Source organism: Sessilibacter sp. MAH3 (assembly GCF_054658275.1).
The window spans coordinates 1-18,494 of sequence record NZ_BAAGIE010000040.1 but is presented as its reverse complement, the minus strand read 5'-3'; the positions used below and the strand labels follow the sequence as shown (position 1 = coordinate 18,494).

At 42.4% G+C, this 18,494-nt stretch carries 13 protein-coding genes; 9 read left to right on the top strand and 4 right to left on the bottom strand.

The window, feature by feature from the left end; genetic code table 11:
- Positions 1–250 precede the first annotated feature (250 nt).
- From ACYQ2C_RS17295 to ACYQ2C_RS17280, 4 genes are all read right to left on the bottom strand, one after another.
- On the bottom strand, positions 251–826 hold the full coding sequence (locus tag ACYQ2C_RS17295) for a DUF6931 family protein (RefSeq protein ID WP_460104394.1): 576 nt from the start codon (positions 824–826) through the stop codon (positions 251–253).
- Between the two features lie 57 nt (positions 827–883).
- Entirely contained in the window at positions 884–2,764 is a 1,881-nt protein-coding gene (locus ACYQ2C_RS17290; RefSeq protein ID WP_460052047.1) for a type VI secretion system Vgr family protein, read from the bottom strand.
- A gap of 315 nt (positions 2,765–3,079) precedes the next feature.
- The gene (locus ACYQ2C_RS17285) at positions 3,080–3,568 is read right to left on the bottom strand and encodes an Hcp family type VI secretion system effector (RefSeq protein ID WP_460052048.1); all 489 of its coding nucleotides are present in this window, start codon (positions 3,566–3,568) and stop codon (positions 3,080–3,082) included.
- 512 nt (positions 3,569–4,080) lie between these two features.
- Positions 4,081–4,770, bottom strand: a complete 690-nt coding sequence (locus ACYQ2C_RS17280; protein WP_460052050.1) for a transposase — start codon at positions 4,768–4,770, stop codon at positions 4,081–4,083.
- A gap of 936 nt (positions 4,771–5,706) precedes the next feature.
- Here ACYQ2C_RS17280 and tagH point away from each other — a divergent pair.
- The 9 genes from tagH to tssC all read left to right on the top strand — a co-directional run bounded on the left by tagH (position 5,707) and on the right by tssC (position 18,243).
- Entirely contained in the window at positions 5,707–7,716 is a 2,010-nt protein-coding gene (tagH, locus tag ACYQ2C_RS17275; RefSeq protein WP_460104390.1) for a type VI secretion system-associated FHA domain protein TagH, read from the top strand.
- A gap of 8 nt (positions 7,717–7,724) precedes the next feature.
- On the top strand, positions 7,725–8,189 hold the full coding sequence (tssJ, locus tag ACYQ2C_RS17270; RefSeq protein ID WP_460052053.1) for a type VI secretion system lipoprotein TssJ: 465 nt from the start codon (positions 7,725–7,727) through the stop codon (positions 8,187–8,189).
- Between the two features lie 39 nt (positions 8,190–8,228).
- Positions 8,229–9,566, top strand: coding sequence for a type VI secretion system baseplate subunit TssK (gene tssK, locus ACYQ2C_RS17265; RefSeq protein WP_460052054.1), 1,338 nt, complete (start codon positions 8,229–8,231; stop codon positions 9,564–9,566).
- Complete coding sequence (icmH, locus tag ACYQ2C_RS17260) at positions 9,567–10,403, top strand: type IVB secretion system protein IcmH/DotU (protein ID WP_460104389.1); 837 nt, start codon at positions 9,567–9,569, stop codon at positions 10,401–10,403.
- Positions 10,404–10,450: 47 nt separating this feature from the next.
- Positions 10,451–13,993: a type VI secretion system membrane subunit TssM gene (gene tssM / locus ACYQ2C_RS17255; protein WP_460052057.1), complete on the top strand. Its 3,543-nt coding sequence runs from the start codon at positions 10,451–10,453 to the stop codon at positions 13,991–13,993.
- A 24-nt stretch (positions 13,994–14,017) separates the two neighbouring features.
- A complete protein-coding gene (gene tagF / locus ACYQ2C_RS17250) occupies positions 14,018–14,692 on the top strand; it encodes a type VI secretion system-associated protein TagF (protein WP_460052059.1) in 675 nt (224 codons plus the stop codon).
- Positions 14,693–14,894: 202 nt separating this feature from the next.
- Complete coding sequence (gene tssA, locus ACYQ2C_RS17245) at positions 14,895–16,187, top strand: type VI secretion system protein TssA (protein WP_460104387.1); 1,293 nt, start codon at positions 14,895–14,897, stop codon at positions 16,185–16,187.
- Between the two features lie 53 nt (positions 16,188–16,240).
- The gene (gene tssB / locus ACYQ2C_RS17240; protein WP_460052062.1) at positions 16,241–16,753 is read left to right on the top strand and encodes a type VI secretion system contractile sheath small subunit; all 513 of its coding nucleotides are present in this window, start codon (positions 16,241–16,243) and stop codon (positions 16,751–16,753) included.
- A gap of 2 nt (positions 16,754–16,755) precedes the next feature.
- Positions 16,756–18,243 carry a type VI secretion system contractile sheath large subunit gene (tssC, locus tag ACYQ2C_RS17235; protein WP_460052064.1) on the top strand — a complete coding sequence of 496 codons (1,488 nt, stop codon included), beginning with the start codon at positions 16,756–16,758 and terminating at the stop codon, positions 18,241–18,243.
- Positions 18,244–18,494 lie beyond the last annotated feature (251 nt).

Genomic DNA, 18,494 nt, shown 5'->3' with positions numbered 1-18,494 from the left:
CAGAAAAGTTATAACAATTAATATTTATGGGAAGTGATAACTTGAACTTTATACTTAAATTTAGTAACAACTAATGCATAACAAAGGTGGTTAGCGAGGTTACAATGTTTCCATCTAGTAGGATCAACCAGTAATTAGCAGAATCAACCGGTAAAAATTCGGACAAGGAACAGAAGAGTTTTATACGTAAGTTTTACCCATATAAAACTCTCCTATCCTAATTAAGACGTTCAAAAGAAGAGGGTATCGTCTAGTTGATAATACCATTACCTCCAGATGCAAGATTTGCCCCTTGAAGCAAGGAATACTTCATATGCTCATTTGGATTATCAGGATTAATAAACGACGCAGCTAAGGTAACAGAACCAGCAACCGCATGAGCATACAAATATGCAGGTGGAGCAACCTCTGGCTCACCAGGGTTTGCAATACTACCGGCACACCAACTTGCAGCAGTTGCAGCCCAGCTAGCCGGTGTTTTCGATTTAGTAAGCTGGCCTAGAGCTTTACAACGCTGCCTATTTTCTTCCGTTGGTTTATGAGCCCACGCCTCGGCGGCAACAAGAGCATCAATATTGTGTTGGTCGGTATCTGGTGTCTGCGCCTGCCGCGAAGCAAGACACGCCCACCAAACAGCCTCCCGCTTAGGCAAGGCGTGCGCCAGTAATTTAATAGCATCAAAGTAGAATCCCGCATCAGCTAGAGCTTCAACATTCGCACGCGTGGTAGCGCTTGGTGACAGCAGGGACTCGGCATCTTCACTCACTTCAAACTGACTCAATAACGGAGCAGCTACAATTTCGTTAATACGAACCCATTCAGACATATAACACTCTTTTCTAAACTTTATCTTGTCAAACCCAACAAACAGGTGTTTTAAGCATTAGTTAATTAAGGTGACTCCGCCTTTCAACGTTAGAGTACCACCACCTTTCACGGTAGCCGTTGCACTGCCTTCGGCTTTCAAGGTTGTACCCTTAATTTCGATACCCGCTGGGGTCAACTTAATGGTACTACCACCTACTTTCAACTCGATGGATGTTTTCGATTCAATTTTAATGGCACCTTTAACCGTGGTCGTTTGAGTGCCCTTGTCCACCGTGAGAGTGTAGTTACCTGATTTGACGGCGTATGACTGATTGCCCTTGTTAATGGATGTCGCCTCGTTACCTTCCGTCACAATGATTGTACGGTTGTTTTTAACAGTTAGTTCTTGATCATGATCTACTTTGGATTTCTCATCGTTATGAACCCAAACCGTGTGATCTTTACCTGCCTCGAAATAAACCTCTTCTTCGCCTGGCTTATCGTCAAAGCGGAGCTCATTGAAAGCACTACCTTCATATTGAGACTTCCAGCCGCTCTGTGTTGCTGTGTAATTCGGCCCCAGATTGGTACCGTTGTATAGCGCGCCAGTAACAATAGGCCTGTCGATATCTCCATTCAGATAACTAATAATGACCTCTTGACCAATCCTAGGAACAAAATTTGCGCCCCAATTTTTCCCGGCATAAGCCTGGGCCACCCTTACCCAACAGGAGTTTTGCTCAGAATTCCAAGGGAATTTGACTTTGACCTGCGTGTACTCATCTTTAGAGGAATCAGCAGTAGTAGCACGCACCTCAAGTACAGTTGCCGTCTGAATATGATAAACCTTAGATTTATACGCAGGAGCCATTGGCCGAGGCATGACTTTTTCTGGAACACAAATAAACTCATTTGTGTAGGTAGAGTCAGCTTTGTTGGAATCAGAAATTGATAACGTGATCGCGACTAACAAATACTTACCGTTCTCAGAAGACAAGGTATGCTCAAAAGGAAATTTACCGCCCGTTGAAAAAACCGCACAATCACTGGTTCCGTTAGCCGTGTCAAAGACTTGCTGATTTGCTTCTAACAAGTTTTTTACTAAATTTTTGTTGTACGCATCGTCCAACTTATGTTCGGTGTCTTTCGACTTCTGAAATTTGTATAAGCCATGATGCTTCATAACAAACTTACTGACATCATTAAGTTTTGAAGACGTTTTTTCTGAAACCTTGTTAATGGATGTGGTTGTGTATTCGTTGTAGTCAGTAAAATCAACGCCACCAATATGATATTCAGTGTTTCTGCGCCACGTAACGATACTATTTTGCTCTGGATCAGAGCCACCACCACTGTAACTTACCTTTTTAGTTTCACAATCGTAAAAACCACTAACGTCATCCACTAGAACCAGCTCATGAGCACCACTGGAGTGCTTAAAGTAATAAGCAATGCCTTCTTCTGCCAGTAAACGCGAAATAAAGGCAAAATCGGTTTCCTCATACTGCACGCAATATTCTTTCGTCAAATAGGTACTGGTTAATTTTTTTGTTAACTTGACAAACCCAGAGTAACTCTGCAAAACCTCTTCAATAATTTTAATAGAGTCTTTTTCGTGAAAGACTCTATTATTGGACGCTAGCGAGGTAAACCAAAGTCCCGGCACCATGGTCAAGCTATATGCACGCATACCAGAAGGGTCAACATCCGACTGACTAAACGTGTTTACATATCCGTGAACGTATCGATCACCGGAGGCACCTTCGTAGGTAATTTTTAGCGTGATAGCCTTCCCTACAAGATCACTTTGCTGAATTTCGTGATTATCAGAAAGAATTGATAAAGAAAATTGGAAAAGATCAGAAATTCGCTCGCTACCGGATAGATGAGTAACTATAAATGCATCTGCACCAAGAGGACTGTCTGCATGAATTAAACGACGTTCCTGACTTAACATTTTTTATCCCTATTTACTTGTGGAGTTACGATTTCACGTAACTGTTTAAAACACAGATTTAAACACTAAATTATTCTCAGCTGATTGTAACGTGGGAAAAAATCATTAAAAAGCCGCCAATACGTTACATACTAGACAAAATTTACATTTCTAAGAAAATCACAAACCAAATTTATGATATCGCAATCTTATCGAAACCGTAGGTTTAACCTTTAGATACTTGTCTAGACTAACCCAGAAAAAAATGTGACTTTAAAATCAACAAAAAAGGCGGCATAAAGCCGCCTTTTCAACGCATACCAGCTGCAGAGTTCCTTATAAAGGAGTTGCAGTAGTAAGATCGTAACCAACGCGCATGTTGGTAGTATTTTTGTGAGTTTTATCTGCGTGAGTAAGGTCAGCTTCAACACGAGAGAACGCAAGTTCAATAGTTTCTGCTGGAGCACCACCAGCCGCAGCTGAGATGTTGTATGAAGAAATAATTACGTCTTGCAAAGTGTAAACAGCGTATTTTTCTACAGAGTTCGCACCAGTTTGCACAACATGAATCTCAACAGTAACGCCTTCGTCACCAGTTACTGATTGCTTGAAAAGACCGCCTGATGCAGCGTCTAAAGATTTGGTTACAACAACTTCACTGATGCTCGGACGAGTTGCTTCACGGTTAGACATAGCGCCTGGCTCCATGTTGATGCCACGACCAACGCCAAAGCTAAAGCTATCAACTTCGATCCAATCCTCATAACCTTTTGCAGTTACGTTACCTTTAGGAGAGTTAGAGTTGAAGTTCATGTAAATAGCCATAAAAAAATCCTTTAAATTATATGAATTAACTGATCTGAAAATAATTCAGAATCAGAATAAAAACCTAAAAACTCACACCAATTACCGTGCAATAACTGTTGTAAATCTCTCAGCTCTTACTTTGAAAATCGACTAGAAGAGCCGTATGAGCGATTACTTTCTCGCTGCGACAACTAAATTAAATCACTCAAAGATGAGAAAGAAAACCTTGAAAGAGTATTTTTAAATCCACTCTGACACTATTTTTAAACATCTCAATAAACGTATTTTCGGCAGATTAGAACGTTATCAAGCATGAAAATAAAAAGGCTAGTTAATTAGAAATTTCTTTCTAATAAAAAATCCCACACTTTTCATACGAAAGTCTTTTGCAGGGGAGCTTTACAACCCATGAGCGGACAAAAATTGCTCACCACAAAGAAATATTTTAAATGCTTAAACTCAAGAACTGATAAATATTTTTATTTGACTCTGACACTTTTTTTACGTCTAAAAACTAAAAAAATTTGAACTTAGTCACCTTTTTTAGGGCGCCCTCTTCGTAGTGGACGAACTCGCTGGTTAGTAATACGCTCGATTCTGTCTTTAAATTGATCACCACCAAGAACTTGCCCTAGCTTGATAGTCTCGGCGATGTATTCAAAAAGCTTTTTATCAAATTCATACTTAAATAGTGCTCGATAATTGTCCGCCCTATCCGACTTGTTATCGCCCAATTCCTGATACAAACGATGATCAACGATAAGATGGCTTTCAGTTTCATTAATATGAAAACCAAAGCTCGACCAAATGTATTCTTCAGGAGAATGAACCAGTCCAGCAAACATGGGCTTAAGCTCCACATACTGATAACAACTCAGTAAATATGCTTGCGAGTCAATCAGGCTCGATTTGTACCGCCCGCCCCACAAAGTCCCAGATCGTTTGTAGCGGTGATTCGCGTACTGAACATAGCGACGCCCTAAGGACTGCATCATTGCAGATATGCCGTTAGCGCTTTTGGGCGTAGCAATAATCTGAATCATGTTCGGCAGCAACACATAAGCGTGCACCATAACCTGATATTGGTCGGCAGAAATTTTTAAGCTTTGTAGATAAAACTCATAATCTTCGTCGTCGAAAAAACAAGGGAGATTATTGTGCCCAACTTGAACAACATGTTGAGGAATATCGGGGAGATTTAACCGTTGCGGTCTCGGCATATTTTTATTTAACAATCCATATCAATTAAAAAATTCGACTTCATATCGAATTGAAATAGATCAAATAGCTAACACAATAAAACAACCAAATAAAATACGTATTTTGGTAAAAGCAAAACAATAAAGAACGATACCTGCTTAGATTAAATACTTTTGTATTAAAGATGACCGTCTTACAGTATAAACCACTCAAATGGGCGGCGATTATCAGACTCGTACGCGAGCAGTTTGCCGACTTGGTTCGAAATACTATTGAAAAACAACCGCAAAGGCAAAAAATAGCGTGAGTATCACAATTTGTATCTTTCAGGTACACAACCTAATTTTTAGTAAACTTAAGTAAAAACTCTAGGTATACAAACCGGCTACCGAAATTTGCGACTGAATAAAGATACCTATCAATTTAGAACAAGATACATCGAAACCAACTTCAAGCAGTAAAATATTTCCCAATACTAGAACCAACCCACTGCCGCTTATTTCAACGCGCAATAAAGCAACTCTAAGTAAAGCAGAATTTCAAATATATTAAATCAACAATTACTCGAACTTATAACGGAATCATGTCATTTTAAGAACTTGTATTCTTGAAGTAGAACATTTAGATCCTCACAACTGAAAACAAAAGTTAATTTGGTTTAAGTCCTTGGTATCTATATACGAAAACACCCCTCATCAGCGCCCTGCAAATATATCCAGAAAGCTGTTGTTACTTTCTTGATTTTCATTGAATTTATTTGTTTCAATAAGCTTCGGTAACAAAAAAGAGAGTTTTGCTCAAAAAACTTTCACTCGGCAATTGCTGTTAACACAAAAGTTTTAGAATAGCGCCACATACTTTTCAAATACATCACGTGTTACTTTTTCAGCAACACGTCTGGAGAACCGGGATAAGTTACGACTTCGTCGCTTCCCGACTAAATAGGCTCATCAGAAATGAAGCTAACGTTGATAGTTGTTGAAGCACCAGAACAATCGAACATGCTGCAACAAACCAAGATTTTTGACAGCACCGGCAGTGTTGGACGGTCAGATAAAAGCGACTGGGTTCTACCAGACCCCAAAAGAGTCCTGTCTTCAAGTCATTTCACGATCAAGATTGAAGGCAATCAGTGCCGTATCATTGATACCAGTACCAATGGCACCTCAATAAATGAACCCTCAAACCTACTAGCCAAGCAGAATCCGCAAGCGATTCAAAACGGTGATGTCATTATTTTGGGAGAATATAAGCTAAAAGCTGTTATCGAGAGCAGCCAACCCAGCCCCACAGCGTCGCCCAACGAATCATTTTTAGACAGCTCCGACAAAACAACCTTTGCCACTACGGACTCTGCAAACCGTTCTCAGACAGAAAAAAGTGCAGAAGAATTAGACCGCTTTTTAAACACTCCCAGTTCGCCACCGAGCGGTTTCGATATGGGGGGAGATGACTGGTCTAATCAAGGCTTCAAGGACGATTTTGGCTTTGGCTCTAACGCGGGCGCAATGTCCCCTGAATTCGGTAAAGATCCGTTTACAAACTCCAATTCTGGCGGATTTTCTTCCTCCAACCAAGATTTTGGATTTGGAAATCAAAAATCACCCAATTTGCCGCCGCAGCACCAGTGGGAAAATAACAGTGATTGGTGGAGAGAAGATGAGGATGGAGCTCATCATCATTCGTCAACTCTGAACGATGCAGCACCTAAATTTACCGTCCAACAAGATCATCAAAGTACTGCCAACAAAAATTTTTCCATAGACGATTTTGATGCATTCCTAAATCCACAAAGTGAACATCCATCACAAGACTTCCCAACAGGCATAGATGACAAGGCTCCGAATTTTGGGGACTCCTTTTCAGGGTTTGACGAGCAGACAAATGATCGTTTCGATTCTCCACCGGCTTTCACCGGAGGAGCACTAGCTAATGATTCATGGGCAACACCGAACACCGATCAATCGGCGCATTCGGATGCCCCATCAAACCTTGCGCCGCCTATACCTCAAACTCAACCCAAGGTTAATCAACCGTCAAATCCGCCCAGAGATCCTTGGGACGATTTTAACCAGCAACAGCCACAACAGCAGTCGGATTGGTCTAACCCCAACGGCGGTTGGGAACCTATAAATAACCCAGCCCAACCTAGTTCAGAACCCTCAAGCGGCTGGGGACAACCAATCAATCCTCACGAAATGGTTAAAAACGCTTCGTGGCAACAGCCTGTACAAACCCCACGTGCCGAAGAGGAGTGGAATACCGGAGCTGGTCGAATTTCGAATAGCTCAGGCCGTGGTAATGAAGCTAATCAACACCATCCTCAACCAACACATTCGAACGCTTCTAATACCACCTCGGTTAACACGGGCACAGCGCAAGAACTCGCGAAGCTATTATCTTTGAATTGGAACAACGTTTCTCGCAAAGAAGAATTTGTAGAAGATAACGCGGAAATGATAAAAGAAACGATCCAAAATTTAATGGATCTTTTGCACGCGCGCGATAAGGTTAAGAACGAATTAAGAGTCCAGAGAACAATACTAGAAACGGTAAATAACAACCCACTTAAGTTTACCACTGATCCAAATATGGCATTGAGCATATTGTTTGAAAAGCAGAGCGGTTCCTATCTTTCTCCTCGCGAAACGGTAGAAGATAGCTTTAGTGACCTGGCTGACCATCAAGTTGCCGTGCTCGCAGGTGTAAGAAGTGCTTGCGATGCCATGCTAAAGTACTTTCAACCCGAAAATTTAGAACGAATATTTAAAAACAAGGGTGGTATTTTTGCTAAGAAAAGTTCACAAAACTGGGAATCATTCGAAGCTCATTACAGCGACCTCATGCAAGATACCGAAAGAACCAAAAACAACTTGTTCTACAACCACTTTGCTGATGCATATGAACAGCAGCTTTCAGAACTAAAAAACGCTAGAACTTTCAACAACAAAAACAGAAATTCCTGAGGTTAAAAATGCAATTCTTGCGAACACTATTCGTTGTTATCACCATTGCTGTTTTGGCAGGCTGTCAAACCACTCGTGAAGTGTTGAATTTGGATACAGAGGCGAAACTAAAATTCTCGGCTGCGCCCAACATAAACCCGGACAGAGACGCACGCCCCTCTCCCGTGGTGTTACGAGTGTTCTTGCTCTCTGATCGACGTCAGTTCGACCGCGAAGACTTTCTAAGTTTGTTCGAAAACGCCGAAACTCGTCTCGGCAGTGATCTAATCCGAGAAATTACACTCAGAGAGTTTGCTCCTGGAGAAGAACGTATAGAAACCTTAGAGCTTAGTGAAGACGTTAAGTATCTGGGCATTATTGCCGAATTTGTAAACTATCAAGATGCAGATCCTATCGATATTGTGGAAGTCAAAGAGCACAACAAAAACACCTACGATATACAAATCAATCGCTTATCTATTACTCATCGTTGATTCGCACATCTATCAAAGGGCCAAAGGATTATCCCTACCATGGCAGCTTCTAATAAAGTAATTTGGACCGAGGGCATGTTTTTGCGCCCTCAACATTTTCAGCAACAGAACCGTTACACAGAGAGATTCATACATCAAAAAACCGGCTCCATTGAAAACTTTCCTTGGGGCTTTACCGAACTGTCTTTAGAAAGCGACGCTTTAGCGCAGGGTAAGCTCGCGATCAGCAGTATGAGTGGCATATTTCCAGATGGCACGCCATTCAACGCTCCAGACAATGATCCTCTTCCGCCGACTATTGATATTCCTGAAAATATTTCAGATGTCATTGTGTATCTGTGCATTCCGCTAGAACGAGACGGATTTTTAGAGTCGGAATGGAATGACCAAGAATCGAGTCTGGCACGCTTCGCTTCGTACAATTTTGACGCTCGAAACAACACGACAGAGTCAGGAGAAGCGGCACGGATTCAAGTCGGCCGATTAAAAACCCAAGTGAAATTAAGCAGCGAAGACTTGAGTGGTTATAGCACGCTACCTCTCGCTTATATCCAGGAATCAACACCTGAGTCACCAATCAAGCTCGACCGTGGCTTCATTCCTCCGCTTTTGGCCTGTTCAGCGTCATCCGTAGTGGTCTCGTATTTAGAGGAAGTCAAAGGACTTCTCAATAAAAGAGGCGAAGCACTTGGACACCGTTTAGCGGACAGTGGACGCTCAGGATCGGCAGAGATCGCCGATTATCTTTTGCTGCAGGTGGTGAATAGAGTGGAGCCGTTAATTGACTGCCTCCATAACCTGCCCAGACTTCATCCGTTCGAGTTGTATCAAAACTTAGTGCAATTAAACGGTGAGCTGTCGACTTTCACTGCATCAAGCAAACGACCGGCGCCGTTACCCAGATACAAACATGGTGATTTAAAAACCACGTTTCTAAACGTCATTACCCCGTTACGCCAATGCCTTAGCATGGTTCTCGAACAGAATGCCATTTCACTGGAGTTGGTTGAACGTAAGTTCGGAATGCACGTTGCTCCTCTTACCGATCGCAGCCTTATTTCAACGGCGTTCTTTGTTGTGGCGGTGAAGGCAGATATGCCCACGGAAGAACTTCGTGTCCGCTTCCCATCGCAGGCAAAAATCGGCCCCGTAGAAGTTATTAGAAGCTTAGTATCCACTCAGCTTCCCGGAATTGCCCTCTCTCCGCTTCCTGTGGCTCCAAGACAAATTCCCTTCCACACCGGATTTGTCTACTTCGAATTACAACGCGGAACGGACCTATGGAAATCCATGGCGAAGTCAGGGGGTTTTGCGATTCATATCGGCGCTAACTTCCCGGGCTTAATTATGGAACTTTGGGCTGTAAGGAATTCTTAAATGTCAGATCAAACGGTTATTGTACCCACGCCCGGTGGTTCACGAGGGCCAAGCTCGAATCGCAGCACCAGTGCTGAAATGCCCTCTTTTGAGAGCGCTAAAGTCTCTTTTTCGACAGCGCTCAACCCGATCATTTTTGCTGCAACCAAGTTATTAAATGTCATCGTTAAACTTAGAACCGAAATCAGTCATCAAGACGTGAAAGGTTTGCATCAAAAGCTTGGCCAAGAGTTAAATCAATTTCATCAATCTTTAAAGCAGCAAGGTATTGATGACAATAAAATATTCCAAGCTACCTACTTAATGTGCACGGTTATTGACGAAACTGTACTTAACACACCTTGGGGTGCAAATAGCCCTTGGAGCTCACACTCGTTGCTCAGCATCTTCCATAAAGAAACGTTTGGCGGTGAACGATGCTTTGTTATGTTACAGCAACTTCTCCAAGCGCCGGGTTCAAATCTAGATTTATTAGAGCTTAACTACATATGTTTAAGCTTAGGATTTAAAGGTAAATTTGCGTTAAACAATCGCGGCCACGAACAACTTGAGCAGATTCGCGACAACCTTTATTACACCATCGAAAAACACAAACCTGAGTTTCACTCCGACCTATCCAGTCACTGGCAAGGCTTAAACACAAAGGGAAAAAGTCTCACGCAATACATCCCAATTTGGGTGATATTAACCTGCGCATTATTAGTACTAGTGCTTATTTACACTGGATTTAGAGTTTGGATATACAACGACACTCAACCTACAACAGAAATCATCAATAAAGAATTATCGGAGACTGTTGTTACCGATGAAACCCGCAGTACTATCGAGTCACGATAGTTTCTGTTCTTTATTAAAGACCGCATTAAAACAAGGAAGCGCGTGAAATGAATCGCCTGCGTTCGCTTATTCTCAATCGATGGTTTATCAGTGCCATCGGAGTTATCGCTTTATCATTTTTAGTCTGGTTTGGGCTCGGCTTCGTAAAATTTGGTGAAAACAATACCGAAGCCAGTAGCTCCACTCGCCTAATTATTATTGCCATTATTTGGATTATTTGGTTAGTGATCAATTTAACGATTACCATCGTTAATTTGAAAAAAAATCAGGGTTTGGTTTCCGATATGGAGCAAGAAGCCAAGTCAGAAAAACCCGGTTCGCCCGACGATGATAGAGCCAGCGAAGAAGTCGCAGCCATATCGCAACGTTTCAATAAAGCATTAGAGACTCTAAAGAAATCCAAGTTTAAAGGTAAACATGGTACTCGCTCGCTGTACCAGCTCCCTTGGTACATCATTATCGGCCCACCGGGTTCCGGCAAAACAACAGCACTAATCAATTCAGGATTACACTTCCCGCTTGAGCAAGAATACGGAAAAGACTCCATTGGCGGCGTAGGTGGTACCCGAAATTGCGACTGGTGGTTCACAAACGAAGCTGTATTAATCGATACAGCAGGACGCTACACAACCCAAGACAGCCACCGAGTAATTGATAACACGGCTTGGAACAAATTTTTGAGCATGCTCAAGCGTTACCGTAAACGCCGGCCAATTAATGGTGTTGTGCTTGTCGTCAGCATGCTGGAGTTAATGTCAACGTCTCCAGAACAGCAACGGCAACAGGCTAAAACAATTCGTACGCGTATCGACGAGTTGCAACAAGAGCTGGGCATTCGATTTCCTATTTACATGACTTTCACCAAAGCAGATTTGGTCGCAGGCTTTAACGAATTCTTTAATACCCTATCTCAAGCCGAACGTGAGCAGGTTTGGGGAGTGAGTTTCGAATCGGAATTAGCACAAACAGCCTCGCAAAATTTGGATACGTTCAAAAAACGTTACCAAGAACTCGTTGAGCGCCTAAACGAACGCGTTTTAATTAAGGTTCATCAGGAGCGAAATCCCGAGCGTAGAAACCTAATTCTTAACTTTCCACAGCAGATGGAAAGTATGTCTGGAATAATCCATGAGTTTTTAGACCAGATTTTCTCACCTCACAACTACGCTACAACCCCCATGCTACGTGGTGTTTACTTTACCAGTGCAACTCAAGAAGGCTCGCCGATCGATCGTATGATGAGTTCGGTCTCAGCGTCATTTAATCTGGATCGCAAGCAATCTGTCGCACAAGCAAACACCGGTAAAAGCTTTTTCCTTACCCGCTTATTAAACGACGTTATTTTTCCCGAGTCTGAACTGGTTGGGGTGAACAGAAAGGTCGAAAAAATGACTCTTTGGTTCCGTAGAGGAACCTATATCACCATGTTAATTGCCTTAGTAGGCAGCGTTGTTACTTGGGTCGGTACCGCAACATCCAGTCGCTCTGCAATGGCAAATGTACGAGAAGACGTTAACGAATACCGTCAGGCTTCTAGCGCCAACCCAAATCCCAGTACATCTACCCAAGCGGCAGATATTATCGAGCCCTTGTACCAAGCTTCTTTGGTTTACGACAGCAGCGAGCATGATTGGCTGAATAACCTTGGAATGTATGACACCAATGTTGATAGAGCTGCCAATAATTTATACGTAGACAAAGTCCATAACTTGTTTATGCCAGCTCTCGCCAGAGAGTTCGAAACCACATTAGATAGCCTCCCGGCTTCAGACGGTAATCTTGCGAAATACTTAGAAGTATATTTGATGTTCTTTGATGAACAGCATCAGGATAAGGCCCATATCAAAGAGTTCTTAACCAATCATTGGCAAAAGCTCTATCCAGAGGACGAGTCCAAACGCCAGCAGTTGCAGCGTAATTTGCAAATCGCGTTCGAGCAAGATCCACTTATTGAAGAAAATATTTACAACAAACGAATCGTAGAAAATAGTCAAAATAAACTGCGTAACATTCCATTGGCGGAGCGGCTTTACGCAGCATTAAAAGTACGTCCAGATATGGCGCAAACTTTTGATATTTATCGTGATATCGGCGCTGATTCCGCGAAAAGCTTTGGCCTTTCTGATCAAGATTCCGTATTTTTTGTACCGAAACTGTTCACTGCGCAAGGTTACAAAGACATAGATGTCAGCGCTAATTCCAAACTCATCAAACAACTTAAAGAAGACTTGTGGGTGTATGGCGCTGTTGAAGATGATCCATCCGTTGATTTAGAGCGCGTCAGTGAAGATTTACAACGTCTTTATAACAATGAATATTTGCTTTACTGGCAGAATTATTTAAAACGCTTCAATTTGCAAAAATTCAATTCAATTCGTGACGCTGTAACTGTATTAGGCAAATTATCAGACCCTATTTATTCGCCATTACTTACCGTTTCGGATATTGCTGCGGAAAATACGGATTTGGTCGCCGATCAACGTCGAAGAATTCCATCAGTAAGTGGAATCCGAGCACCGGTTAACAACCAGGTTCGCGCTGTTGGAGAATTAGCAGCCGATGAGCTGAACAAAGCCATTGAGAAAAATAATCCACCAACGCCCATGGATATTTATTTCTCAGATTTACACAAGGCATCCTTCTCAGGAAACGACGCACCGCCGTTGACTCGCAGCTATCTCGACTCAATAGCGCAAGTTCATCAATTCTTTGTTGGTTTGGACGGATCACCGAATACGACTCAAGCAGCTTTTGATTACGCAAAACAACGCTTTCAAAGCGGCTCGAACGATTCTATCCAAAACCTGTATTACGAAGCAGAAAAAGCTCCAGAACCCTACAAAAGCTGGATGAAAAATATCGCCGACAACAGCTGGAGCATTGTCGTGGCCAATGCGCAGAACCAGCTAAACGAGTCTTGGCGCTTGCGTGTATACAGTGTCTACGAAAGAGCATTAAAAGACAGATATCCTCTATCAAAAAATGCTTCACGAGATGTAGCGCTGCAAGACTTTAATGACTTTTTTGGGCCTTCAGGTCAGCTTGAGGCATTTATCAATGAATTTGTTGCCCCATTTGCAAACACCTCCAACTGGAGGCAAAAAAGCGTTAACAATCGCTCTATTGGATTAAGTCAAGAAGCGATAAGAACCTTTCAGAATGCGCAAAACATTCGCAAAGCATTTTATTCGCAAGGCGAAAATGCCGCTTTTAAATTTAAAGTCAGAGCAGATCAACTCGACAGAGGCGTAAGGCTGTTCACACTGGAAATCGGCGACTTTACCTATGAATACTCACATGGGCCGCAGGTTCGCCGCTCGGCAGAATGGACAGGCGGTGAAGACACGCGGGCGCGAATTATTTTTGAAGACCTAAACCAAAGCAGCCATGAGGAACAATACGAAGGCGATTGGTCTATATTCAAACTTTTGGACAAATCGGAAATTGTCGACCGACCTAATTCTGCAGAAAAATTATTGCGATTTAACGCATCGGGTCGAACCGCTGAATTTGTAGTGATTCCAGAAGATCGAACAAATCCTTTCGACTTAACGTTGTTGCGAAGCTTTAAAGCTCCAGCATCTCTTTAATTTAAATGACAAAGAGACAAAGTTATGCAGCAGCACAATAATTACGTCGGAGTATTTGGCAAACTACCTTCCCACGGTGATTTTATTGACCGTGGGTTGGCGTCAAATTTTATAACACTGTGGGATGAATGGTTACAACGTAGTATCTCGGCAAGCCAGTCGCGCTTAGGTAACCAATGGTTAGAGCATTATCTGGTTGCGCCTATTTGGCGATTTGTTCTAACAAGCGGTGTTATAGACTCAAATTCGTATGTCGGTGTTTTAGCATCGAGTGTAGATAGCGTCGGCCGATATTTCCCTTTAACCATAGTTCATAAAATTCCAGGCCAAGAGAATCCATTTCGCGCATTATCAGAACCTTCTTGGTTTCAACACGCCGAAAATACCGCCATAAATGCGCTGACAAATCGAGATTCTATCGATGAAACCTATCGCAACCTCATCTCGGTGAAACCCAATATTCGTCCGGCGCCAAAAAGCCAATATCAAAACCAACGCGGACAATATGCTTTTTTAGAAATTGAAGCCTATACCTTTAGCGATCTCTATTCCGAATTACTATTAAAATCTCGGCTCAATGATATGTCGGCTTTTTCTCTGTGGCACCAACCGGGTCAAAACGGTCAGTCTCATCGATATTTTGAAAGTGCAGGATTACCAAGTCCCGACACCTATACCATGATGATCAGTAACAGTTAACCCATTATTGTGAAATTAAAAGATATAAAAAATAGTAGAGTATTAGAAAAGATAATAATTTAGTTGACTTGAAGAATTAAGTGTGAATTTTTTCAATATTGATGCGGTATTTATTTGCTTCATTTGAAAAAAATCCCTTAAACTGGCTTTTTGCCGGAACGCTTGGGCAACGATTAAAACATGCATAAGGATTGCTTAGTTAATGTCACAAACTCGATTTAATTTGGAAGAATTTATCGCACCAATACCTGGTGATCTTGCTCAAGGCGTCGATATTAGAGTGGACGCGTCAGCACAGGCTGAGTACTACGCAGCTAAAGACGCCAGAAACAATGCTAGCGCCCTCGAAAGAACCCACCAATTTGATGACGATATAGACCTTATTTCTCCGTGGTATGAGGTCCAAGAAAAATCAGAAGTTATCTTAAAGACGCTGTCTAAAGATCTTCAAGCTTGCACATGGTATTGCGAAGCATCTGTTCGAATCGATGGTGCTTTCGGACTTAAAAACTCGTTCCAGCTAATTGAAGCCATCATCAATGAATATTGGGATGTCGTTTATCCAGAGCCTGACGAGTACGGATTAGAAACCAAAATTGCGCCACTTGAAGGTCTTGGCAGTGGGCCTTTACTCGCACCAATGCGATCTATAACGATCACCGAAGGCAATACAGGTGAATCTTATTCCTACGCACAATATTTACAGGCTCGCGATGCTTCAAAAATCCAAGATGACAAAGAGCGTAAAGAGCGTTTTGAAACCATTGGATTTTCATTTGAAAATGTAGAAAACGAAATTAAAAGTTCTACACCTACCTACTTTATTGAATTAACAACAGCGCTTGAAGCCGCGTTGTCGTCCTTTAAAGAATATAACAATACTTTACGCAAACATTGCGGCGGTGAAGCTCCACCGAGTTCTGACATCAGCAATCTACTTGAAGAGCTGATCCGGACTGTTCGTTTTATCAGTAAAGATATTGTTGATGCGCACAATGCTGCTCAAAATGCACAGCAGGCTTTGCAAGAAACAATCGACGATCAAACCAATTCATCGGAAGCTGGCGCAGTAGTGACCACCGGCAACTTGCAAAATGTTCAATTTGTGCAACAGGTCCCGGCGGGCGCTATTACCAATCGAGAAGACGCGCTAAAACAGCTTTCGTTAATTTCAGATTATTTCCGAATGTATGAACCTCATACTCCCCTTGCAGCCAGTTTAGATCGTATTATTAAATGGGGAAGAATGACGTTACCGGAATTAATTCTAGAATTAATTCCAGACCAGAATGCAAAAGCGCTCTACTCACAACTTACAGGTGTAGTTACCGACGGTACCGCTACAGATAAATACGTACCGCCACCACAACCTGTTGCTGTACCTACACAGACGAATACTGCAGCTGATACAAGCCATTCTTCTGAAGTGGAAACAAAGACACCTGAGACGCCTAAGCAACCTGAAACACAATCATCATCAGGAATGGACTGGTAACGTATAATTATTGAATCTAACTCTTACCGATTTTTTAAAGGAAGGAATAAATCATGTCTGAAAGTATCCACAACAAACTCAAACGAGTTCGCAAACCTCGTGTTCACATTACTTACGACGTCGAAACCAACGGAGCGGAAGTAAAAAAAGAACTCCCGTTTGTGATGGGTGTAATGGGTGATTATTCTGGTGACAATGCAGAAGCGCGTCGTCCACTCAAAGAGCGTAAATTCGTTCAAATCGATCGCGACAACTTCAACGAAGTTATGGGTAAAGTGAATCCCAAGCTTGAGTTACAAGTGGAAAATACCCTGTCCGGTGACGGCACCAAGATGAGTGTCGATTTAGAATTCAAAAAAATGGACGACTTCACTCCAGAAGCTATTGTCGACCAGGTTGAACCACTTAAGCGATTACTAGAAGCGCGCCATAAACTAAAAGATTTGCTGAGCAAAGCAGACCGCTCTGAAGAGCTTGAAACTGTTCTTGAGCAAATTCTGCAAAACGCAGATCAAATTTCGCAAATTTCTGGTCAGTTAAACCCTGGCGAAGATAAAGGAGAATAATCATGGCTACAGAAAGTAGTGAAAATAGTGCCTTAGAAGCCGAAGAAGGATCGTTTAGCCTTCTTGATCAGGCGATCGGCGCCACTAAACAAACCGACCCGAATGAAGTAAAAGATCTAATCGCCAACCTAACCTCAAAGGCAATGGATGGTACTTTAACTTGGGACAAAAACCTTACGAACACCATTAACAAAGCGGTTGCTGCAATCGATGCGGCCATGTCTCGTCAACTTGCTGCAATCATGCATCAAGACAAGTTTCAAAAACTTGAAGGTTCTTGGCGCGGTCTAAACCACTTGGTTATGAACAGCGAAACCGGTTCGACTCTTAAGATTCGCATGCTAAACCTAAGCAAGCGTGAGTTGTATCGTGACCTAGACAAGGCGGTTGAATTCGATCAAAGCCAAACCTTCAAAAAAATCTACGAAGAAGAATTTGGTATTGCCGGTGGTGAACCCTACGGTGCAATTATTGGTGACTATGAATTTAGTAACCATCCAGAAGATATCGACCTTCTATCAAAGATGTCGAACGTTGCAGCTGCGGGCTTCTGTCCATTTATTTCAGCAGCTGGCGCGCAAATGTTTGGCTTTGATGACTTCACAGAATTATCTAAGCCTCGCGACCTAGGTGGTATTTTTGAGACCCAAGAATACATCAAGTGGCGCAGCTTCCGTGACTCGGAAGATTCTCGCTTCGTCACCTTGGTTATGCCAAGAACCTTATCTCGCGTTCCATACGGTTCCAAAACCAAGCCCGTTGAGACCTTCAATTACGAAGAGTTTGAAATTGATGATTCTGGCTACTCGCGCGACACCGACCACAACAAATACTGTTGGATGAATGCCGCTTATGTTATGGGCACTACCCTAACTAAAGCTTTCTCGGAATATTCTTGGTGTACAGCTATTCGCGGCGCGGAAGGCGGCGGTAAAGTTGAAGGCCTGCCAAGCCATTTATTCAAAAGTGATGACGGTGACGTTGACCAAAAATGCCCTACCGAAATTGGTATCACAGATCGTCGTGAAGCAGAATTAAGTCGACAAGGCTTTTTGCCATTGTGCCACTACAAAAACACTGATTACTCCGTATTCTTTGGTGCACAAACCGCTCAAAAACCAAAATCCTACGACAATCCTGACGCCACTGCTAACTCAGAAATCTCTGCTCGCTTACCTTACTTGATGGCGACGTCACGTATTGCTCATTACTTAAAAGTTATGGCGCGTGACAAAGTTGGTTCATTTATGGAAGCGAACGATTGTGAGCGTTGGTTAAATCAGTGGATTAAGCAATACACCAACTCAAACCCAGACGCCAGTGCAGAAATGAAAGCTAAATATCCGTTAGCTGAAGCACGTGTTGAGGTAAAAGAGATTCCAGGACAACCTGGCTCGTACAGTGCTGTTGCTTACCTTAAACCTTGGCTACAAATGGAAGAATTAACTACCTCTCTACGAATGGTTGCTAATATTCCTAGCCCAGGCTGATCTTACCTAAGGTCAAACCACTCAAATACCACCTTATGGGTGGTATTTTTTTGTCGATCAATCGTGGTAAATCAAATGCGAAAGGAGAAAATAGGAAGAAATTTGTACTCAGACATAAAGCAGATTTAGGAACCTCTGATTAACCTCCGAGATCTGCCATAATATCTCGTCTGTAAATAAAACGGTTTGATCATGAAACAACAAACACTGAACACCAACGGTTTTGAAAAGTATCGCAAGAAAACTCGTAA